Origin of the sequence: Lentzea cavernae (genome assembly GCF_014653695.1) — a bacterium.
Lineage (GTDB): Bacteria > Actinomycetota > Actinomycetes > Mycobacteriales > Pseudonocardiaceae > Lentzea > Lentzea cavernae.
Window position 1 is genome coordinate 115,816 of record NZ_BNAR01000020.1, and the last position, 16,860, is coordinate 132,675.

Genomic DNA, 16,860 nt, shown 5'->3' on the forward strand with positions numbered 1-16,860 from the left:
CGGCGTGCGTGACCTGTCCGGCATCGTCAAGGCGTACGACATCCGCGGGGTGGTCGGCGAACAGCTGGACGCCGGCCTGGTCCGGGACTTCGGCGCCGCCTTCGCGCGCCTCGTCGGCGGGCCCACCATCGTCCTCGGCCACGACATGCGCGACTCCTCGCCCGGCCTCTCGCGCGCGTTCGCCGAGGGTGCGCAGGCGCAGGGCGTCAACGTCATCAGCATCGGCCTGGCCAGCACGGACATGCTGTACTTCGCGTCCGGCAAGCTCGACCTGCCCGGTGCCATGTTCACCGCGAGCCACAACCCGGCGCAGTACAACGGCATCAAGATGTGCCGCGCGGGCGCGTCGCCGGTCGGCCAGGACACCGGTCTCGGCCAGATCCGCGAGGACGCCGAGAACCAGGTCCCCGACGCCGAGGGCGTCGAGCCGGGCACGTTCGAGGAGCGCGACATGCTCGTCGACTACGCGGCCTACCTGAACCAGCTGGTCGACCTGAAGAGCATCCGCCCGCTCAAGATCGTCGTGGACGCGGGCAACGGCATGGGCGGCTACACGGTGCCGCAGGTCTTCGAGGGCCTGCCCATCGAGGTGATCCCCATGTACTTCGAGCTCGACGGCAGCTTCCCCAACCACGAGGCGAACCCGCTCGACCCGAAGAACATCGTCGACCTGCAGGCCCGCACGAAGGCCGAGGGCGCCGACGCCGGTGTCGCGTTCGACGGCGACGCGGACCGCTGCTTCGTCGTGGACGAGAACGGCGACCCGGTCAGCCCGTCCGCGATCACCGCGCTGGTGGCCGTGCGCGAGCTCGCGAAGGACCCCGGCGGCACGGTCATCCACAACCTGATCACCTCGCACGCCGTGCCGGAGATCGTCAAGGAGCACGGCGGCAAGCCCGTGCGCACGCGCGTCGGCCACTCGTTCATCAAGGAGGAGATGGCCAGGACCGGCGCCATCTTCGGTGGCGAGCACTCCGCGCACTACTACTTCCGCGACTTCTGGCGTGCCGACACCGGCATGCTGGCCGCGCTGCACGTGCTGGCCGCGCTCGGCGAGCAGGACGGCCCGCTGTCCGCGCTGACCTCGGTCTACAACCGCTACGCCGCCTCCGGTGAGATCAACTCGACGGTGCAGGACCAGGCCGGCCGGATCGCCGCCATCAAGGACGCGTACGGCTCCAAGGACGGCGTCACGATCGACGAGCTGGACGGTCTCACCGTGCAGCTGGCGGACGGGTCGTGGTTCAACCTGCGGGCCTCGAACACCGAGCCGCTGCTGCGCCTGAACGTCGAAGCCGCCACCCCCGAGGCCGTCGCCGCGCTCAGCGACGAGGTCCTCGCGATCGTGCGGGCCTGAGGAGAGAACACCGTGGCCGTCAAGCTCGAAGAGCAGTTGCTGGAGATCCTCGCCTGCCCGTGCCCTGAGCACGCGCCGCTGCAGGTCGGGACGCCAACCGATCCGGAGGCCGACTTCCTCACGTGCACCGCGTGCGGTCGTTCGTTCCCGGTGCGCGACGGCATCCCGGTGCTGCTGCTGGACGAGGCGGTCGAGCCGCCGCCGGCTGGGTGACGTAGGTGCTCGACGACACGCTGCTCGACGACTCGAACCGCCTCGCCGACGCCGACACGGGTGGCTGGCTGCGCGCCGCCGCCCGTGCGGGGGCGCAGGTCCGTTCCACCGCCGAGGCCGCGGCCGAGGCGGGGGTGGAGCGGATCTTCTCCGACCGCCCGCGCGCGGTGGTGCTCATCACCCGGCCGGGCCACTCGGTCGCGGTCGCGGGCGTCGTCATGGCGTTGCTCGGCCCCGGCTGCGCGGTGCCGGTCGTGGTGGCCGACGAGGTGCCGCCGTGGGTCGGCGCCCTCGACGTGGTGCTCGCGCACACCGAGGACCCGGGTGACCGGGATCTCGCCGTGTCGATCGACAGGGCGGTCCGCCGGGGCGCCAGGACCTTGCTGACGGCGCCGGACTCCGGTCCGATCGCCGCGGCCGCCGCCGGTCGCGCCGTGCTGCTGCCGCCCCGCGTCGACGTGCCGCCGGGCTTCAGCTTCCCGCGCGCGCTCGCCGCGTGGCTGCTTGTGCTGCACTCGCTGGGGTTGCTCAAGGCCGACGTCGAACTGATCGCGGACGAGCTCGACCGCGAGGCCGAGCGCGACCATCCGATGCACGAGTCGTTCGTGAACCCGGCGAAGTCGCTCGCGCTGCGGGTGGCCGACCGCACGCCGCTGCTGTGGGGCCTCGACGAGGTCGCCACGTCGGTCGGCGCGCACGGCGCGAACGTGCTGGCCACGTTCGCCGGGGTCGCCTGCGACGTCGCCGGGTACCAGCAGGCGATGACCCGCTCGGTCCTGCACCGCCGCGCGGTGCAGGGGACTTCGGGCGCGGACCTCTTCGCGGACCCGGACGACGAGCCGGGCAGCGGACTCGTGCGCGTGCTGCTGCTGGCCGTGCGCCAGGGCCCGGTGGCCGACGCCGTGCGGCACGCCGCCGAGGACGCCCTGCCGGGAGCCGACGTGCTGGAGCCGGCCGTCGAGGTGGCGGGAGGCGACGCGGTCACCGCCGCGCTCCTCGCGCTCCGCTTCGAACTGGCCGCGCTGTACCTCGGGCTCGCCGCCGGAAATCTCGGCGGCAACCCGTACTGATTGGGGAGCTGACTCAGAAGTGGACCTGCTGCACAACGCGGTGAGGCCGTACGCGTGGGGTTCACGCACGGCCATCGCCGAGCTGCTCGGGAAGGAGGTGCCCGCACCCCATCCCGAGGCCGAGCTGTGGATGGGCGCCCATCCCGGCGACCCGTCCCGCGTGCTCGGCGAGGACGGCGTCGAACGCTCGTTGCTCGACCTGCTGACCGCGAACCCGGACGGCCAGCTCGGCGATCGCGTGGCGCAGAGGTGGGGCGGCAGGCTCCCGTTCCTGATCAAGGTGCTCGCCGCCGAGGAGGCGCTGAGCCTGCAGGCGCACCCGTCCGCGTCGCAGGCGGCCGAGGGCTTCGCCGCCGAGGAGCACCGCGGTGTGCCGCTCGACTCCCCGGTGCGCAACTACAAGGACCCGGCCGCCAAGCCGGAACTGGTCTGCGCCCTGACGGAGTTCCACGCCCTGGCGGGCTTCCGCGAACCGTCGCGGACGGTGTCGTTCCTGCGCACGCTGGACGCTCCCGCTCTGGCCCCGTACACCGAGATGCTGGTCGCACAGCCGGATTCGTCGGGCCTGCGCGCGTTGTTCACGATGCTGATCACGCTGCCGCAGACGTCGCTGTCGGTGCTGCTCCCGCAGGTCCTGGACGCGTGCGTGCTGCACGTGAAGGAGCACGGCGAGTTCGACCTGGAGTGCCGCACGATCCTGGAACTGGGCGAGTCCTACCCCGGCGACGCGGGCGTGCTCGCCGCGTTGCTGCTCAACCGGATCGTGCTGCAGCCGGGCGAGGCCATCCACCTGCCCGCCGGCAACCTGCACGCGTACCTGCGGGGCACGGGCATCGAGATCCTGGCGAACTCGGACAACGTCCTGCGCTGCGGTCTCACGCCGAAGCACGTCGACGTGCCGGAACTGCTGCGCGTGCTCGACTTCACCTGCGGTGACATGGAAGTGCTGCTGGGCGAGGAGGTCCAGCCGGGCGTCCGCGTGTACCGCACGCCCGCGCCGGAGTTCGAACTGTCCAGGTTGGACCTGGCCCGCGAGGCGCGGATCGACCACGAAGGCCCGCAGATCATGATTTGCACCGGGGGCGCCGTGGTACTCACGAACGCGCGTGGTGAGGAGTTGCGGTTGGCGCGCGGTGAGTCCGTGTGGCTCCCCGCGTCCGACCCGGCGGTGACCGTCCGACCGGATGGTGTCGAATCCGCTGAACTTTTCCGCGCCACGGCCGGAACAGACTAAGGTTCGGCCGGACAAACCGGACTGGTTGCGAGGAGACAGGCGTGTCAGCAGGGGGCGGGACCAAGGCGATCGTCGCGGCATTGGTGGCGAACGCCGGTATCGCGGTGGCCAAGTTCATCGGATTCTTGATCACCGGCTCGTCGTCGATGCTCGCCGAGTCGGTGCACTCGGTCGCCGACACGTCGAACCAGGGCTTGTTGCTGCTCGGCCAGAAGACGGCCCAGCGCAGGGCGACGAAGCTGCACCCGTTCGGCTTCGGCCGCGACCGGTACTTCTGGTCGTTCGTGGTGGCGCTGATGCTCTTCACGCTCGGCTCGGTGTTCGCCCTGTACGAGGGCATCCACAAGCTGCAGCACCCGGAGGACCTCTCCAGCCCGCTCGTCGCGGTCGGCATCCTCGTCGTCGCGATCGGCCTGGAGTCCTACAGCTTCTACACCGCGATCGTCGAGTCGAAGAAGATCAAGGGCGACGCCACCTGGTGGCAGTTCATCCGCAACTCCCGCACGCCGGAGCTCCCGGTCGTGCTGCTGGAGGACGCGGGCGCCCTGATCGGCCTGGTGCTGGCCCTGATCGGCGTCAGTCTCGCGACGATCACCGGCAACCCGGTCTTCGACGCGCTCGGCACGGTCGCCATCGGTGTGCTGCTGGGCGTCATCGCGATCATCCTGATCATCGAGATGAAGTCGCTGCTGATCGGTGAGGGCGCGTCCGACAAGGACCTCGACGTCATCATCGACGAGCTGGCCGCCGGCAAGGTGCAGCGCGTCATCCACATCAAGACCCAGTACATCGGCCCCGACGAGATGCTCGTCGCGGCGAAGATCGCGCTGGAGCCGAGGTTGCCGCTCGACGAGGTGGCGCAGGCGATCAACGACGCCGAGCAGCGGGTGCGCAACAAGGTGCCGCACGCCCGGTTGATCTACTTGGAGCCGGACCTGGACCGGTCGACGGTCGCCAGCTCCTGATCTTCACCGAAGCCGCCCTGGCCACTGCCCGGGGCGGCTTCGTCGTTCCCAGGACAGAACACCGGACAAACCGCCGGTGAACAGCTATGGACGTCTCACGTGGTGGATACCTCTAGGGTGGGCCGAATCGGGTTCCATCAGGGAGGAATGCACCATGCCGGGAAACGGGTTGTGGCGCACGAAGTCGATCGAGCAGTCGATCGCTGACACGGACGAGCCGGGCACCAAGCTCCGCAAGGACCTGACGGCATGGGACCTCACGGTCTTCGGTGTCGCGGTCGTCATCGGTGCCGGCATCTTCACGCTCACCGCGAGCACCGCGGGCAACATCGCGGGGCCGTCGGTCTCGCTGTCCTTCGTCCTGGCGGCGATCGCCTGCGCGCTGGCCGCGTTGTGCTACGCCGAGTTCGCCTCGACGGTGCCGGTGGCGGGCAGCGCGTACACCTTCTCCTACGCGACGTTCGGCGAGTTCGCCGCGTGGATCATCGGGTGGGACCTGGTGCTGGAGTTCGCGGTCGGCTCGGCCGCGGTCGCCAAGGGCTGGTCGGCGTACCTGCAGACCACGTTGGGGCTCATGGGTCTCGACGTGAAGACCGAGGTCGGCGACGGCATCAAGTTCGACTGGGGCGCGGTGCTCCTGGTCGGGGTGCTCACCGTGTTGCTGGTCATCGGCACGAAGCTGAGCTCGCGGGTCAGCGCGGTCATCACGGCCATCAAGGTCGCGGTGGTGCTGCTGGTGATCGTGCTCGGCATCAGCTACATCAAGGCCGAGAACTACTCCCCGTTCATCCCGCCGGCCGCCGAAGGTGGCCCCGCGGCGCACACGGGCGTGGAGCAGTCGCTGTTCTCCCTGATCACCGGCTACTCGGGCAGCACGTACGGCGTGCTCGGCATGCTGGCGGCGGCGTCCATCGTGTTCTTCGCGTTCATCGGCTTCGACGTCGTGGCGACCACGGCGGAGGAGACCAAGAACCCGCAGAAGGCCGTGCCGCGCGGCATCCTCGGCTCGCTCGCCATCGTCACGGTGCTCTACGTCGCCGTCACACTGGTGATCACCGGCATGGTTCCGTACAAGGAGCTCGCGACCCAGCCGGACGGCACGCGCGCGACGCTCGCGAGCGCGTTCGCGCAGAACGGGGTTGACTGGGCGGCGACGGTGATCTCGGTCGGCGCGCTCGCCGGTCTCACCACCGTCGTCATGGTGCTGATGCTCGGCCAGAGCCGCGTGCTGTTCGCGATGTCGCGCGACGGTTTGCTGCCGCGCAAGCTCGCGAAGACCGGCAGCCACGGCACGCCGACGCGCATCACGATCATCATCGGTGTGCTGGTGTCGATCGCCGCCGGCTTCTTCCCGGCGGGCAAGCTCGAAGAGATGGTGAACGTCGGCACGCTGTTCGCGTTCATCCTCGTCTCCGCGGGCGTGATGGTGCTGCGCAAGACGCGGCCCGACCTGTCGCGCGGCTTCCGCGTGCCGCTCGTGCCGTTCGTGCCGATCCTCGCGATCCTCGCCTGCCTGTGGCTGATGCTGAACCTGACCGCCCTCACGTGGATCCGGTTCCTCATCTGGATGGCGCTCGGCGTCGTCGTCTACTTCGTCTACAGCAGGCGGAACTCGGTGCTGGGCAAGCGGGGTGAGGGCGCGGTCGAGCCCGAACCGGTGGTCAAGCGAGGCGAAGAGCCGGGCCTTTAGCTCTTCACCAACTAACCTGCGCACCATGGACAACGCGCGGTGGCTCTCCGAAGAGGAGTCGGACGCCTGGCACCACTTCGTCCAGGCGTACCACCTCCTCGAGAGGCAGATCGAACAGCAGTTGCAGCGCGACGCGGGCCTCGGCCACGCGCAGTACAACGTGCTGATCGTGCTGTCCGAGCAGCCGGACAACCGCATGCGCATGACCGAGCTGGCGCGCAGGGTCGTGGTGTCGAAGAGCTCGCTGACCTACCAGATCGGCAAGCTGGAGAAGGCGGGACTCGTGCGGCGAGAGCCGCACGAGTCCGACGAGCGCGGCATCCTCGCCGTGCTCACCGACGCGGGCAAGGACATGCTGCGCACCACCGCTCCCGGCCACGTCGGGACGGTCCGCGAGTACCTGATCGACCTCTTCACGCCGGAGCAGCTCGCGCAGCTCGGGGCGTTCATGAAGGTCGTGCACGAGAAGGCGGACGACTAGGGGAGCGTCAGCAGGCCTCGCTCGTCCAGCCACGCAGCCACGTCGTCGGGCCCGTGCGTGGTCACGTCGAACTCGAAGACGGGCAGGACCGACTTCGCCGCGAGCTCGCGGAGTTGGTGCTGTTCCTCGACGAACGGCTCCAGCGAGACGTACTGCTCCGGGTTCGCGCTGATCTTCAGCCTCTCCTCCCTCGCCTCTCCGAACGTGTCCTCGGGCCGGGTGCACAGCACGATCGCGAAGTTCAGCGGCTCGAGCCGCTTCTCCAGCCAGCCGAAGTCGAACTCACGTCCCTGCCGCGCCTGGTACGCCAACGTGGACAGGTGGAACCGGTCGACGATCCACGAGTAGTAGCGCTGCAGCTCGAACATCCGCACCCACGTCTCGTAGGTCTCCATCGCGTGCGCGGTCTCCTCCGGGGCGAAGTCGATCAGCCCGCGGCCCCACGGTTCGTTGCTGAACCCGCTCCACTCCGCCGAGATCAACGGCGAGTGGTAGCGGTACCGGCGGTGGCCGACCAGACGGGGGTGCTCGTTCAACGCGAACGCCAGATCCGTCTTGCCGGTCAGCCGCGTGCCTTCGAGGATCACCTTGGGCGTGAGCTTCATGATGGCAAGCTAACCCCGTGATCCTCTGCCTCGACGTCGGTTCCACCTGGACCAAGGCCGCGCTTGTCACTCCCGAGGGCGAGTTGGTCAGGACCGGACAGCACCCGACCACCCCGCCGGAAGTGCTGCGGGGCATCGACGCGCTGCGCGAAGAGGTCGGCGACGGCGAGATCCTCGCGTGCTCCTCGGCCGGAGGCGGCCTCAGGCTGGCGGTCGTCGGCCAGGAACGCGTGGTCAGCGCCGAAGCGGGCTACCGGGTCGCACTGAGCGCCGGCGCCAAGGTCGTGCACGTCAGCGCGGGCCCGGTCGACGTGAAGGCACTCCGCGCAGCCACCCCAGACCTGATCCTGCTCGTCGGCGGCACCGACGGCGGCGACCAGAAGGTCCTGCTGCACAACGCCTCGAAGCTCGCGAGGGTGGCCGTGCCGATCGTGCTGGCGGGCAACGTCGAGGCGCAGCCGGAAGCACTGCGACTGCTGGCGAAGCGGACCGTCGTGGCCTGCCCGAACGTGCTGCCGGACGTCGGTCAGCTCGCCCCGGAACCGGCGCGCAAGGCGATCCGCGCCGCGTTCCTGCAGCACGTGATCGGCGGCAAGGGCCTGTCGCGAGGTCCGCGGTTCCGGCAGCTGGTCAGGGCCGTGACGCCGGATGCCGTGCTGGCGGGGGTTTCCCGGCTGGCACAACAGGACCGCGAAGGTGCCGTGCTCGTGGTGGACGTGGGCGGAGCGACCACCGACGTGTACTCGGCGGTGTCGACTGTGGACAGTGAGGGTCTGGAGAGGACGGTCGCGCTGCCGCCCGATCGCCGTACCGTGGAAGGCGATCTGGGCATGCGCTGGTCCGCGCCCGGAGTGGTCAAGGAGGCGCTGACCGAACGCCTCACCACCGAGGACCTGACCGAGGAGGCGCGGTTCCGCGCCGAGAACGTCGACTGGCTCGCGGACGACCCGGCGGTGGACGTGAAGCTGGCGTCGTTCGCGGCGATCCTGGCCGTGCGACGGCACCTCAGGCAGGTCGACGGCCAGCTCGGACCGCACGGCGCGGGGTTGCTGGTGCTGTCGGGCGGGGTCTTCCGGCACACGCCGGACATCGGGCCGATCGTCGAGGCCCTCCGCGGCGATCCGGTGCTGCGGCCGGTGCTCAAGTCCGCCGAGATCACCGTCGACCGCGACTACGTGCTGGCGCCGGTGGGCCTGCTCGCCGAGTCGGGGCGGCTCGAGGCCGCCGGCCGACTGGCGAAAACCCTAGGCTGATTCCTCGTCGTCCTCGACGAACTCGAGGAGGTCGCCGGGCTGGCACTCCAGCACGCGGCACATGGCCTCCAGGGTGCTGAACCGCACGGCCTTGGCGCGCCCGTTCTTCAGCACGGCGACGTTGGCGGGGGTCAGCCCGACCTTCTCCGCGAACTCGCCGACGCTCATCTTGCGCTTGGCCAGCTCGACGTCGATGCGCACGACGATGGCCATCAGATCACCGCTTCCATGTCGGAGCGCAGGTCGGTGGCGCGCTTGAGCAGCGCCCGCATCACGACCAGCACGAGCCCGACCACGGACACCGCCGACGTGAACAGGAAGAACAGCACGATCACGCCGGGGTCGTCGGCGTTGAACCCGACCCAGAGGAACACCCCCACCAGCACGACCCACGCCGCGGCGATCGCCCAGACCATCACGTTCACCCACTTGATCGACGCATCGGTGAAGATCAGATCCTTGCGCACCAACGTGAGCAGCTTCCAGGTGGCCACGATCACCACCTGCACGCACACCACCCAGAACACCGACACGATCGTCGAAGGCCACCTCAGGTAGGCCTCCTCCGGGTTCTGCTGCGCCATGTACGCGTACTGACCGGGCAACGACAACGTCTCCAGCACGACCAGGATCCCGAACAGCGCCACCAGGAAGACCCGGAGTGCCGTCACCGCCCAACGTTCAGAAATCATGCATCGAGTATCGGTAGTGATCTATCGAAAGTCAATCGGTAGTGATCGCCCTGCAACAGGTCTCTAGAGTGATTGGCGTGGGACTGCGGGAGCGCAAGAAGTCAGAGACCCGAGCGGCGCTGTCCGCCGCCGCGCTGAGGCTCGCCCTGCAGAAGGGCGTCGAGGAGGTGCGGGTCGACGAGATCGCCGAGGCGGCGAACGTCTCCCCGCGCACCTACAACAACTACTTCCCGAGCCGCGAACACGCGATCGTCGCCGGCATCACGGCGACCCGCGCCCTCCAGGTCGCCGAAGCGTTGCAGCGCAGGCCGTCCGGCGAACCGCTGGCCGACTCGATCATCGCCGCGTTCGCCGAGCAGTACCGCGAGCCGCCGACCGAGGCCCTCGCGCTGATCACCTCGACCCCGTCGCTGCGCGAGGCCTACCTCGACTCGGTGTCCTCGATGGAACCGCCGATCGCGGACGTGATCGCCGCGAGGCTCGGCAAGGACCGGCTGGGCGCGGAAGTGCTCGCGGCCGCCGTGTCAGCGGCCGCGCGCCTCGCCGTGCAACGTTGGGTGGACCTTCGCCCGTCCGGACTGGTCGTGGTCTCGGCGACGTCGGTCGAGGAGCACCTGCGCGAGGCGATCGGCCACCTCGCGCCGGCCCTCAGGTGAGCTCGTCCTTCAACACGCACATCAGCAGCGAGTCGTACCACTCGCCGTCGCGGAAGAACGAATGCCGGTACCGCCCGTCGACCTGGAACCCGACCTTCTCGTACGACTTGATCGCGCGCTCGTTCGCTTCCACCACACCGAGTTCGATCGAGTGCAGGCGCATGGTGTCGAACCCGTAGCGGCAGATCGTGCGCAGCGCGTCGGTGCCGTACCCACCGCCCCAGTGGTCCTTCTCGCCGATGTAGATGTCGACTTCGGCGCGGGCGTTGACCGGGTCGGCGTCCCGCAGCACGACGACGCCGATCAGCTTGCCGTCCTTCAGCGTCTCGATGCAGAAGGTGACTCTCTCGTAGGAGTTCTCCTTGCGGTCGCTGAAGCGTTTGCGAGTCGACGCCAACGACGAGTGGTAGTAGCTGTGCAGCCACCGCATCACTTCTTCGTCGTTGTGCCAGCGGTGCAACGCGTCGGCGTCCTCCGGCTCGACGGGACGCAGTCGGACGAGATCACCGGTCAGCATGGGCAGGAGACTAGGAGCCGGGTCAGAACACGGCCAGTGGATTAACCGGCAGGCCCGTGGTGCCGAGGATGCGGGGAACCGCTGCCACGAACAGGAACGTGTGACGGCCCTGCTCCGCGCAGACCGCGGCGAGTTCCTCGGCCCGGGCGCCGTCGATCAACACGAGACCGAGCCGGAGGAGTCCCAAGCGGTGCAACGCGCCGGGAACGTCGTCCTTCACCGGCGGCGACGCGTCACCGATGTCCCCGGCGTAGATGGAGATCTCACGCTCGTGCATCCACCGCACCGCGCCCGAGGTCATCCCCGGCAGCGCCCGGCCGTGATCGGGAACCCGGTCCCAGCCCGCCCGCACCACCAGGGCGTCACCGGACTCCACCACGACGCCTGCCCGTTCCGCCGCGGCCTCCAGGTCGTCGGCGGTGACGGCGTGCCCGTCGGCCAGCTTGCCGCCGGGGGCCAGGTCGAGCAGCACACCCCTGGTCACGATCCCGCCGGCGAACACGTCCGCGGCGCCGTGGACGACTCCCGCGGGCCCGGAGCTCTCGGCCAGCGCGATTCCGGGGTAGACCTGCCCGTCGACGACCATGTGCGACAACGCGTCCAGGTGCGTGACCTCGGGGTGGTGCGTCGTGACGAGCATCAGCTCGGCCATCGCCATCGGCGCCGCACCGGTGAACGACATGATCGTCTGCACGCCCGTGGTGTCCGCCTGCAACGCGGCCATCGGCCCGCCGAACAGCGGCGCGGCCGGGGTCTCGCGGGCCAGTGAGACCGACAGTCCCGTGCGCACCTGCGCAGCACCGCGCGCACGGGCCTGCGCGGTGATCAGGTTGACGGTGCCGAGCTGGTCCGCGTCACCCCAGCGTCCCCAGTTGCTCGGGAACTCGGCAGGGCTCTGATCCATGATGACTTCCTCCACTGACAGGGCGGTTTCCCCAAGATCGTCACCGTGCCGGCGCGCGGCCGACAGCCCATCCGGTGCCCAGATCCGGTGGGCAGCGGTTGGTTAGTGTCGGGTGCATGCCCTCACTCGGACACACCCTGCGGGAGTTGCGGCGGTGCTCCTTCACCGGTCGCGACGAGGAGGTCGCGGTGTTCCGGGAGGCGCTGGGCGGTCCCGGCGTGCTCTTCGTGCACGGACCGGGCGGGGTGGGCAAGAGCGCGCTGCTCGACGTGTTCGCCGGCATCGCCACCGAGAAGGGCCTCGCCCCGGTCCGGGTCGACGCCCGCCACCTGACCCTCGGGCGGGAGGCGTTGCCCGTCCCCACCGGCGACGAGCCGGCGGTCCTGTTGATCGACACGTACGAGCTGCTGGAACCGCTCGACGACTGGGTCCGCGAGCACTATCTGCCGTCGCTCCCGGCGTCCTGCCTGGTGGTGATCGCCGGCCGGCGGGGCCCCGGACCGCGGTGGCGGGCCGACCCGGCCTGGCGGACGGTGATGCGGGTAGTCGCGCTCGGCAACCTGTCGGCGGCGGAAGGCCTCGCGTACCTGACCTCCCAGGACGTTCCCGCCGAGTCGCACGAGCAGTTGCTGAAGATCAGCCGCGGCCACCCCCTCACCCTGTCGATGGTCGTGGACGCCGTGCGCCGGGGCGTCGAGCCGCGTTCCCTCGCGGACCTGCCCGGCGGGGCGGGCGGGTTGCTGACGCAGTTGATCGGCGAGGTCCCGAGCGCCCGCCACCGCACGGCGCTGGAGGTGTGCGCGCTGGTGCTCGTCACGACCGAGGACGTGCTGCGCTCGATGACCGGCGACGACGCCGGAGAACTGTTCGCCTGGCTGCGGACGCAGGTGTTCGTCGACGAGACCCCCTACGGCCTGCACCCGCACGACGTGGTCCGCGACGCCCTCGTCGCCGACCTCCGCTGGCGCGACCCCGGCCGGTACGCCGACCTGTTCCGCCGCAAGCTCACCGTGTTCCAGGGCCAGGTCCGGGCGGCGGCGACCGAACGGGAGCAGCTCGACCTGATGGTGCTGACCGTCGCGTTGAACGGCGCCCGCTCCGAGTTCGCCGCGCTGGCCTCGCTGCCGCCGACGATGCGGACGTACGCCGACGCCCTGACCGACGGCGATCGCACCTCGGTCGTCGCCATGACCGCGCGGTGGCAGGGGGCCGAGCAGGCCGAGCTGGTGGCGCACTGGATGCGCCGCCGGCCCGAGGCCTTCCGCGTCTTCCGCACCGAGACCGGCGAACCCCGCGGGTTCGGCGCGTGCCTGGACCTGACCGAGGCCGACCTCGGTGCGGACCCCGGTGCCGACGCGATGTGGGAGCACGCCGAGAAACACGGGCCACCGCGCGCCGGCGAACGGGTGCGCGCCTGGCGCTTCTTCCTCGACCGCGACCACGGGCAACGCCCGTCGCCGTCGCTGACGCTGTTCGTCGCCTGGCAGATGCTGGACGTCATCCTGCTCGGCGACGACACGGCGTGGAGCCTCGTGGGCGCGTTCGGCGACGGCGAGCTGTGGACGCCCGCCCTGGAGTCCCTCGGGTTCCGGGCGGTCGGCGACCACACCGCCGGCGGATCGCGGTTCCCGGTGTTCGCGCACGACTGGCGCCGGACCGGGGTCGCGGAGTACACCGAGCTGCTGCACGCCCGTCAGACGGGCCGTCCGGTCCTGGACGAGGCAGGGCTCTCCAGGCCGGAGTTCACTGAAGCCGTCCGCGCCGCACTGCGCACGTTGCACACGCCGGAACTGCTCCGGTCGAATCCTCTCCTGCAGTCGCGGATGGTCCGGCGGGCAGCAGGCGCACCCGCCGACACCCTGCGGGAGCTGCTCACCGACGCCGCCGCCGCGCTGAAGCCCGGCTTCAGCGAGTTGATCGACCGGACGTTCCTGCACCCGATCGGCGTCCAGGAACGGGTCGCCGCCTCACTGCACCTGTCGTTCAACACCTTCCGGCGGCACCGGGACAAGGCGATCGCGCAGCTCACGGAGTCGTTGTGGGACCGCGAAAACCGTCAGAGCACGTCGCGAGACCTCATCTCGGGCCTGCGCGCGAACGGCGACGGAGGTGCCTCCGGCGCGTCCACCCGCAGCAGTCCCGCCGCGATCGCCACCGCACGGTCCCACTCCGGGTCCGACGTGTAGTCCGCGTGCCCCGACACCCCCGACCGCCACCGCCGTCCGGGGAACGGTCCCCGCTGCGGATCCGGCAGCCAGTGGTCGCCGCCCAGCACCAACGCCCCCGTCGGCCCGCGCAACGCCGGTGCCAGCGCGCCTTCCGAGCCGTCGTCCCGGTAACCGACGCCGAGCAGCATGCCGTCGAAGACCTGCCGCCGCCACGTCGTCACCGCGCCGCCCAACGGGTCCGTGCCCCGGCACAGCGCGCGCCAGCGCCCGTCGAGCCCACCGGCCAGCCGCGCCAGCGACGAGTGCGGCACCACGGCGGGGAACGCCCGCGGGTAGGCCCACTGCAGCTGCGAACCGGCCGTCAGCAGCCCGATCCGCTCGCGGTCGTGCTCGGGGAGCTCCTCGAGCAACCGGGCCGCCGCGACGGCGACCAGCAGAGATCCCTGCGAATGTCCACACAGGACGACCCGCGTGCCGGGGTCGCGCAGGTGGTCCTGCGCGCGGGCGACGAGCTCAGGCACGACCTTCAGCGCGTAGCAGGGCGGCACGATCGGATGCGCCTCGCGCGGCCAGAACTGCGCGATGTCCGCGATGATCCCGAGCCGCCGCCCGGACTCGGGCTGCCGCGCCGCCAGGTACACGGCCCGAAGCAACGACACGGCCAGCAGGCCCAGCACGAATACGCCGAAAGCCGAGAACGGGTCCGTCCACGACGCCGGCGGCACGTTCCGCAGCCGCAGCAGGGAGGCCAGCACGGCGCCGAGCACCAGCACGGACGCCACGATCATGATCATGTGGTGGCCGTGGTTGCGCTCCCAGCGCGCCCACCACCACGCCCGCGTCGCGGTGCGGAGGTCGCGCATCCGGCCGGAGTGCAGCAACGAGGCCTCACGCGCCCACACCTTGCCCTTGCGGAACGCCCGCCACCGCACGGCGCCGGTGAACGACGCGACCGCGAGAGTGCTCAGCACCGCCAGCACACCGGCTACACCCCACAACAGGGTGATGTAGTGGTAGCCGACCGGCAGCTGCAGCTGGGAGCCCAGCGCCTTGCGCACCGGCAACGCCACCCCGGCGCCGAAACCACCGCCGAGCAGCCCGCCGACCGCCAGCACCGGCGCCGCGAACCAGCCACCCGCCCACGGCCGCAGCTCACGCGGCAGCGACTTCCAGCCCCCGCGCGCGAGCAGGGCCGCAGGAATCAGCAGCAACCCGAACAACACCAGCACGAACGCCATCAGCAACGCCACGACCTGCACGGACACGTCCGCACCCGGCACCCGCAACGGCAGCTGCTCCTGCAGCCCCAGCGTCGTCAGCACCAGCAGCACGGAGATCACCAGGAGCACCCGCCGCGGCTTGCGGCTCAGCGCCGCGCGCAACCACCGTCCGCCGCGATGAGGCGCACCGCCCGTGGGGTCGTCCAGCAGCAGCACGCCGAGCACGGCCACGCCGATGAGCACGAGGGACGCGGTCCAGGCGGCCGTGATCGCGACGCCCATGCCACCGGAGGCCGTGAGCTGCTTCAACGGCCCGCCCAGGGCGATCAGCGCCGTCATCGCGAGCGCCGCCACGACGTGCAGCGACCGCAACGCCGGCGTGTCCGGGTCAGTCGCGACGTGCGCGCCGGGCAGTCCGGACGACGGCTGCCTCTCCTGCTCCTCGGCGTCCGCGATCTCCTTGCGCTCGATCCGCCACTCGACGTGCGAGATGCGCCTCATCACCGCGATCACCACGAGGATCGGCAACAGCCCGAGGAACGTCCGGAACCAGGGAAAGGTGCGCACGTCCGCCGGAACACTGGTCAAACACGCAGTACCGGGACGGAGGCACTGGGCGGCGAGCAGGTCCAGGCTGACCACCGAGATCTGCGCGACGAGCAACGCCGTCAGCAGCAGCGCGAACACCCGCAGCAGCGACCGCAGGCCGATGCCGAGCAGGTGGGCGGGCAGGTTCCGCTCGGGGACGGGCGGCAGCATCCAGTGCGCGACGTTCGCGATGCTGAACGGGAAGAGCAGCGCCCACGTGGCCTTGGCCACACCGCCGGACGTCATCCCGCCCCACAGATACCCCTCGACCACGCGGGGGATGGGACGGCCCTCGGTCTGCAACACTGGTCCGGGCGCGGGCCGGCGGAGTCTGTCCGCCGGGCGCACGATGCGCCCGAGACCGTCTCCCGCGACGTCCACGGCCGCAACGGCGTCGACGAGCGTCTGCGGCGTCGTTCCTTGGACGCCGTGCACGCGCAGTTCGACGACACGTGTGTCCGGGCCGGCAATCAACACCCGAGACCTCCCTCACCCAACGTGGGGGACATAGTGGTGCATCAGCGGGCGGTATGGTCGGACGACACCCTCTCTGAAGTGCCCTGGAGGACTTCGTAATGACCGCGGACCGGTTGCAGACCCGCAACGGCATCGACTTCGCAGTGGCCGACCTGTCGCTCCACGAGTTCGGCCGCAAGGAGATCCGCCTGGCCGAGCACGAGATGCCCGGCCTCATGGCGTTCCGCCGCGAGTACTCCGGGGCGTACCCGCTCAAGGGCGCCCGCATCTCCGGCTCGCTGCACATGACCATCCAGACGGCCGTCCTCATCGAGACCCTGGTTGACCTGGGCGCCGAGGTGCGCTGGGCCTCCTGCAACATCTTCTCGACGCAGGACCACGCGGCCGCGGCCGTCGTCGTCGGCCCCCACGGCACGGAGGAGGAGCCCAAGGGCGTCGCCTGCTTCGCGTGGAAGGGCGAGACCCTGCCGGAGTACTGGTGGACGGCCGAGCAGATGCTCACCTGGCCGGACGGCAAGGGCCCGAACATGATCCTGGACGACGGTGGCGACGCCACCCTGCTCGTCCACAAGGGCGTCCAGTACGAGGCCGCGGGCGTCGTCCCGCCCGCCTCGGAAGACGACTCGGAAGAGTGGACCATCGTTCTCGACACGCTGCGCGCGTCGCTCGAGAAGGACGGCAAGAAGTGGACGAACATCGCCGAGGACATCCGCGGCGTCACCGAGGAGACCACGACGGGCGTCATGCGCCTGTACCAGCTGGCCGCCGCC

16 protein-coding genes are annotated in these 16,860 nt (G+C 70.3%); 10 read left to right on the plus strand and 6 right to left on the minus strand.

Going from position 1 to position 16,860, the window contains the following annotated elements; genetic code table 11:
* Positions 1 to 4 precede the first annotated feature (4 nt).
* The 7 genes from IE307_RS40285 to IE307_RS40315 all read left to right on the plus strand — a co-directional run bounded on the left by IE307_RS40285 (position 5) and on the right by IE307_RS40315 (position 7,010).
* A complete protein-coding gene (locus IE307_RS40285; protein WP_191304739.1) occupies positions 5 to 1,357 on the plus strand; it encodes a phosphomannomutase/phosphoglucomutase in 1,353 nt (450 codons plus the stop codon).
* Positions 1,358 to 1,369: 12 nt separating this feature from the next.
* The gene (locus IE307_RS40290; protein ID WP_191304740.1) at positions 1,370 to 1,570 is read left to right on the plus strand and encodes a Trm112 family protein; all 201 of its coding nucleotides are present in this window, start codon (positions 1,370 to 1,372) and stop codon (positions 1,568 to 1,570) included.
* A 5-nt stretch (positions 1,571 to 1,575) separates the two neighbouring features.
* Entirely contained in the window at positions 1,576 to 2,640 is a 1,065-nt protein-coding gene (locus tag IE307_RS40295) for an SIS domain-containing protein (RefSeq protein WP_191304741.1), read from the plus strand.
* A gap of 19 nt (positions 2,641 to 2,659) precedes the next feature.
* Positions 2,660 to 3,874, plus strand: a complete 1,215-nt coding sequence (manA, locus tag IE307_RS40300) for a mannose-6-phosphate isomerase, class I (RefSeq protein ID WP_191304742.1) — start codon at positions 2,660 to 2,662, stop codon at positions 3,872 to 3,874.
* A gap of 41 nt (positions 3,875 to 3,915) precedes the next feature.
* Positions 3,916 to 4,839 carry a cation diffusion facilitator family transporter gene (locus IE307_RS40305; protein WP_191304743.1) on the plus strand — a complete coding sequence of 308 codons (924 nt, stop codon included), beginning with the start codon at positions 3,916 to 3,918 and terminating at the stop codon, positions 4,837 to 4,839.
* 154 nt (positions 4,840 to 4,993) lie between these two features.
* Positions 4,994 to 6,529 (plus strand): amino acid permease, encoded by a 1,536-nt coding sequence (locus IE307_RS40310; RefSeq protein ID WP_191304744.1) that lies wholly within the window; start codon positions 4,994 to 4,996, stop codon positions 6,527 to 6,529.
* Between the two features lie 25 nt (positions 6,530 to 6,554).
* Positions 6,555 to 7,010, plus strand: coding sequence for a MarR family winged helix-turn-helix transcriptional regulator (locus tag IE307_RS40315; RefSeq protein WP_191304745.1), 456 nt, complete (start codon positions 6,555 to 6,557; stop codon positions 7,008 to 7,010).
* On the opposite strand, the gene IE307_RS40320 is transcribed toward IE307_RS40315, so the two are convergent.
* Positions 7,007 to 7,615 (minus strand): hypothetical protein, encoded by a 609-nt coding sequence (locus tag IE307_RS40320; protein WP_191304746.1) that lies wholly within the window; start codon positions 7,613 to 7,615, stop codon positions 7,007 to 7,009. The genes IE307_RS40315 and IE307_RS40320 overlap by 4 nt on opposite strands.
* A gap of 17 nt (positions 7,616 to 7,632) precedes the next feature.
* On the opposite strand from IE307_RS40320, the gene IE307_RS40325 reads away from it, so the two are divergent.
* On the plus strand, positions 7,633 to 8,868 hold the full coding sequence (locus IE307_RS40325) for a glutamate mutase L (RefSeq protein WP_191304747.1): 1,236 nt from the start codon (positions 7,633 to 7,635) through the stop codon (positions 8,866 to 8,868).
* Here the strand turns inward: IE307_RS40325 and IE307_RS40330 are convergent.
* Complete coding sequence (locus IE307_RS40330) at positions 8,860 to 9,081, minus strand: helix-turn-helix domain-containing protein (RefSeq protein ID WP_191304748.1); 222 nt, start codon at positions 9,079 to 9,081, stop codon at positions 8,860 to 8,862. The genes IE307_RS40325 and IE307_RS40330 overlap by 9 nt on opposite strands.
* On the minus strand, positions 9,081 to 9,560 hold the full coding sequence (locus tag IE307_RS40335) for a DUF2975 domain-containing protein (protein ID WP_191304749.1): 480 nt from the start codon (positions 9,558 to 9,560) through the stop codon (positions 9,081 to 9,083). Before IE307_RS40335 ends, IE307_RS40330 begins: the two co-directional genes overlap by 1 nt.
* A gap of 77 nt (positions 9,561 to 9,637) precedes the next feature.
* Here IE307_RS40335 and IE307_RS40340 point away from each other — a divergent pair, with 77 nt between their 5' ends.
* On the plus strand, positions 9,638 to 10,216 hold the full coding sequence (locus tag IE307_RS40340) for a TetR/AcrR family transcriptional regulator (RefSeq protein WP_229905542.1): 579 nt from the start codon (positions 9,638 to 9,640) through the stop codon (positions 10,214 to 10,216).
* Here IE307_RS40340 and IE307_RS40345 read toward each other — a convergent pair.
* The 3 genes from IE307_RS40345 to IE307_RS40355 all read right to left on the minus strand — a co-directional run bounded on the left by IE307_RS40345 (position 10,209) and on the right by IE307_RS40355 (position 16,090).
* Positions 10,209 to 10,733: a GNAT family N-acetyltransferase gene (locus IE307_RS40345; RefSeq protein WP_191304751.1), complete on the minus strand. Its 525-nt coding sequence runs from the start codon at positions 10,731 to 10,733 to the stop codon at positions 10,209 to 10,211. The two genes, IE307_RS40340 and IE307_RS40345, sit on opposite strands and share 8 nt — an antisense overlap.
* 22 nt (positions 10,734 to 10,755) lie before the next feature.
* Entirely contained in the window at positions 10,756 to 11,637 is an 882-nt protein-coding gene (locus IE307_RS40350) for a cyclase family protein (protein WP_191304752.1), read from the minus strand.
* A 2,056-nt stretch (positions 11,638 to 13,693) separates the two neighbouring features.
* Entirely contained in the window at positions 13,694 to 16,090 is a 2,397-nt protein-coding gene (locus tag IE307_RS40355) for a hypothetical protein (RefSeq protein ID WP_191304753.1), read from the minus strand.
* A gap of 98 nt (positions 16,091 to 16,188) precedes the next feature.
* Between IE307_RS40355 and IE307_RS40360 the strand changes: the two genes are divergently transcribed.
* Positions 16,189 to 16,860 (plus strand): adenosylhomocysteinase (locus IE307_RS40360; protein ID WP_191304754.1); only part of this gene is annotated, 672 nt, incomplete at its 3' end.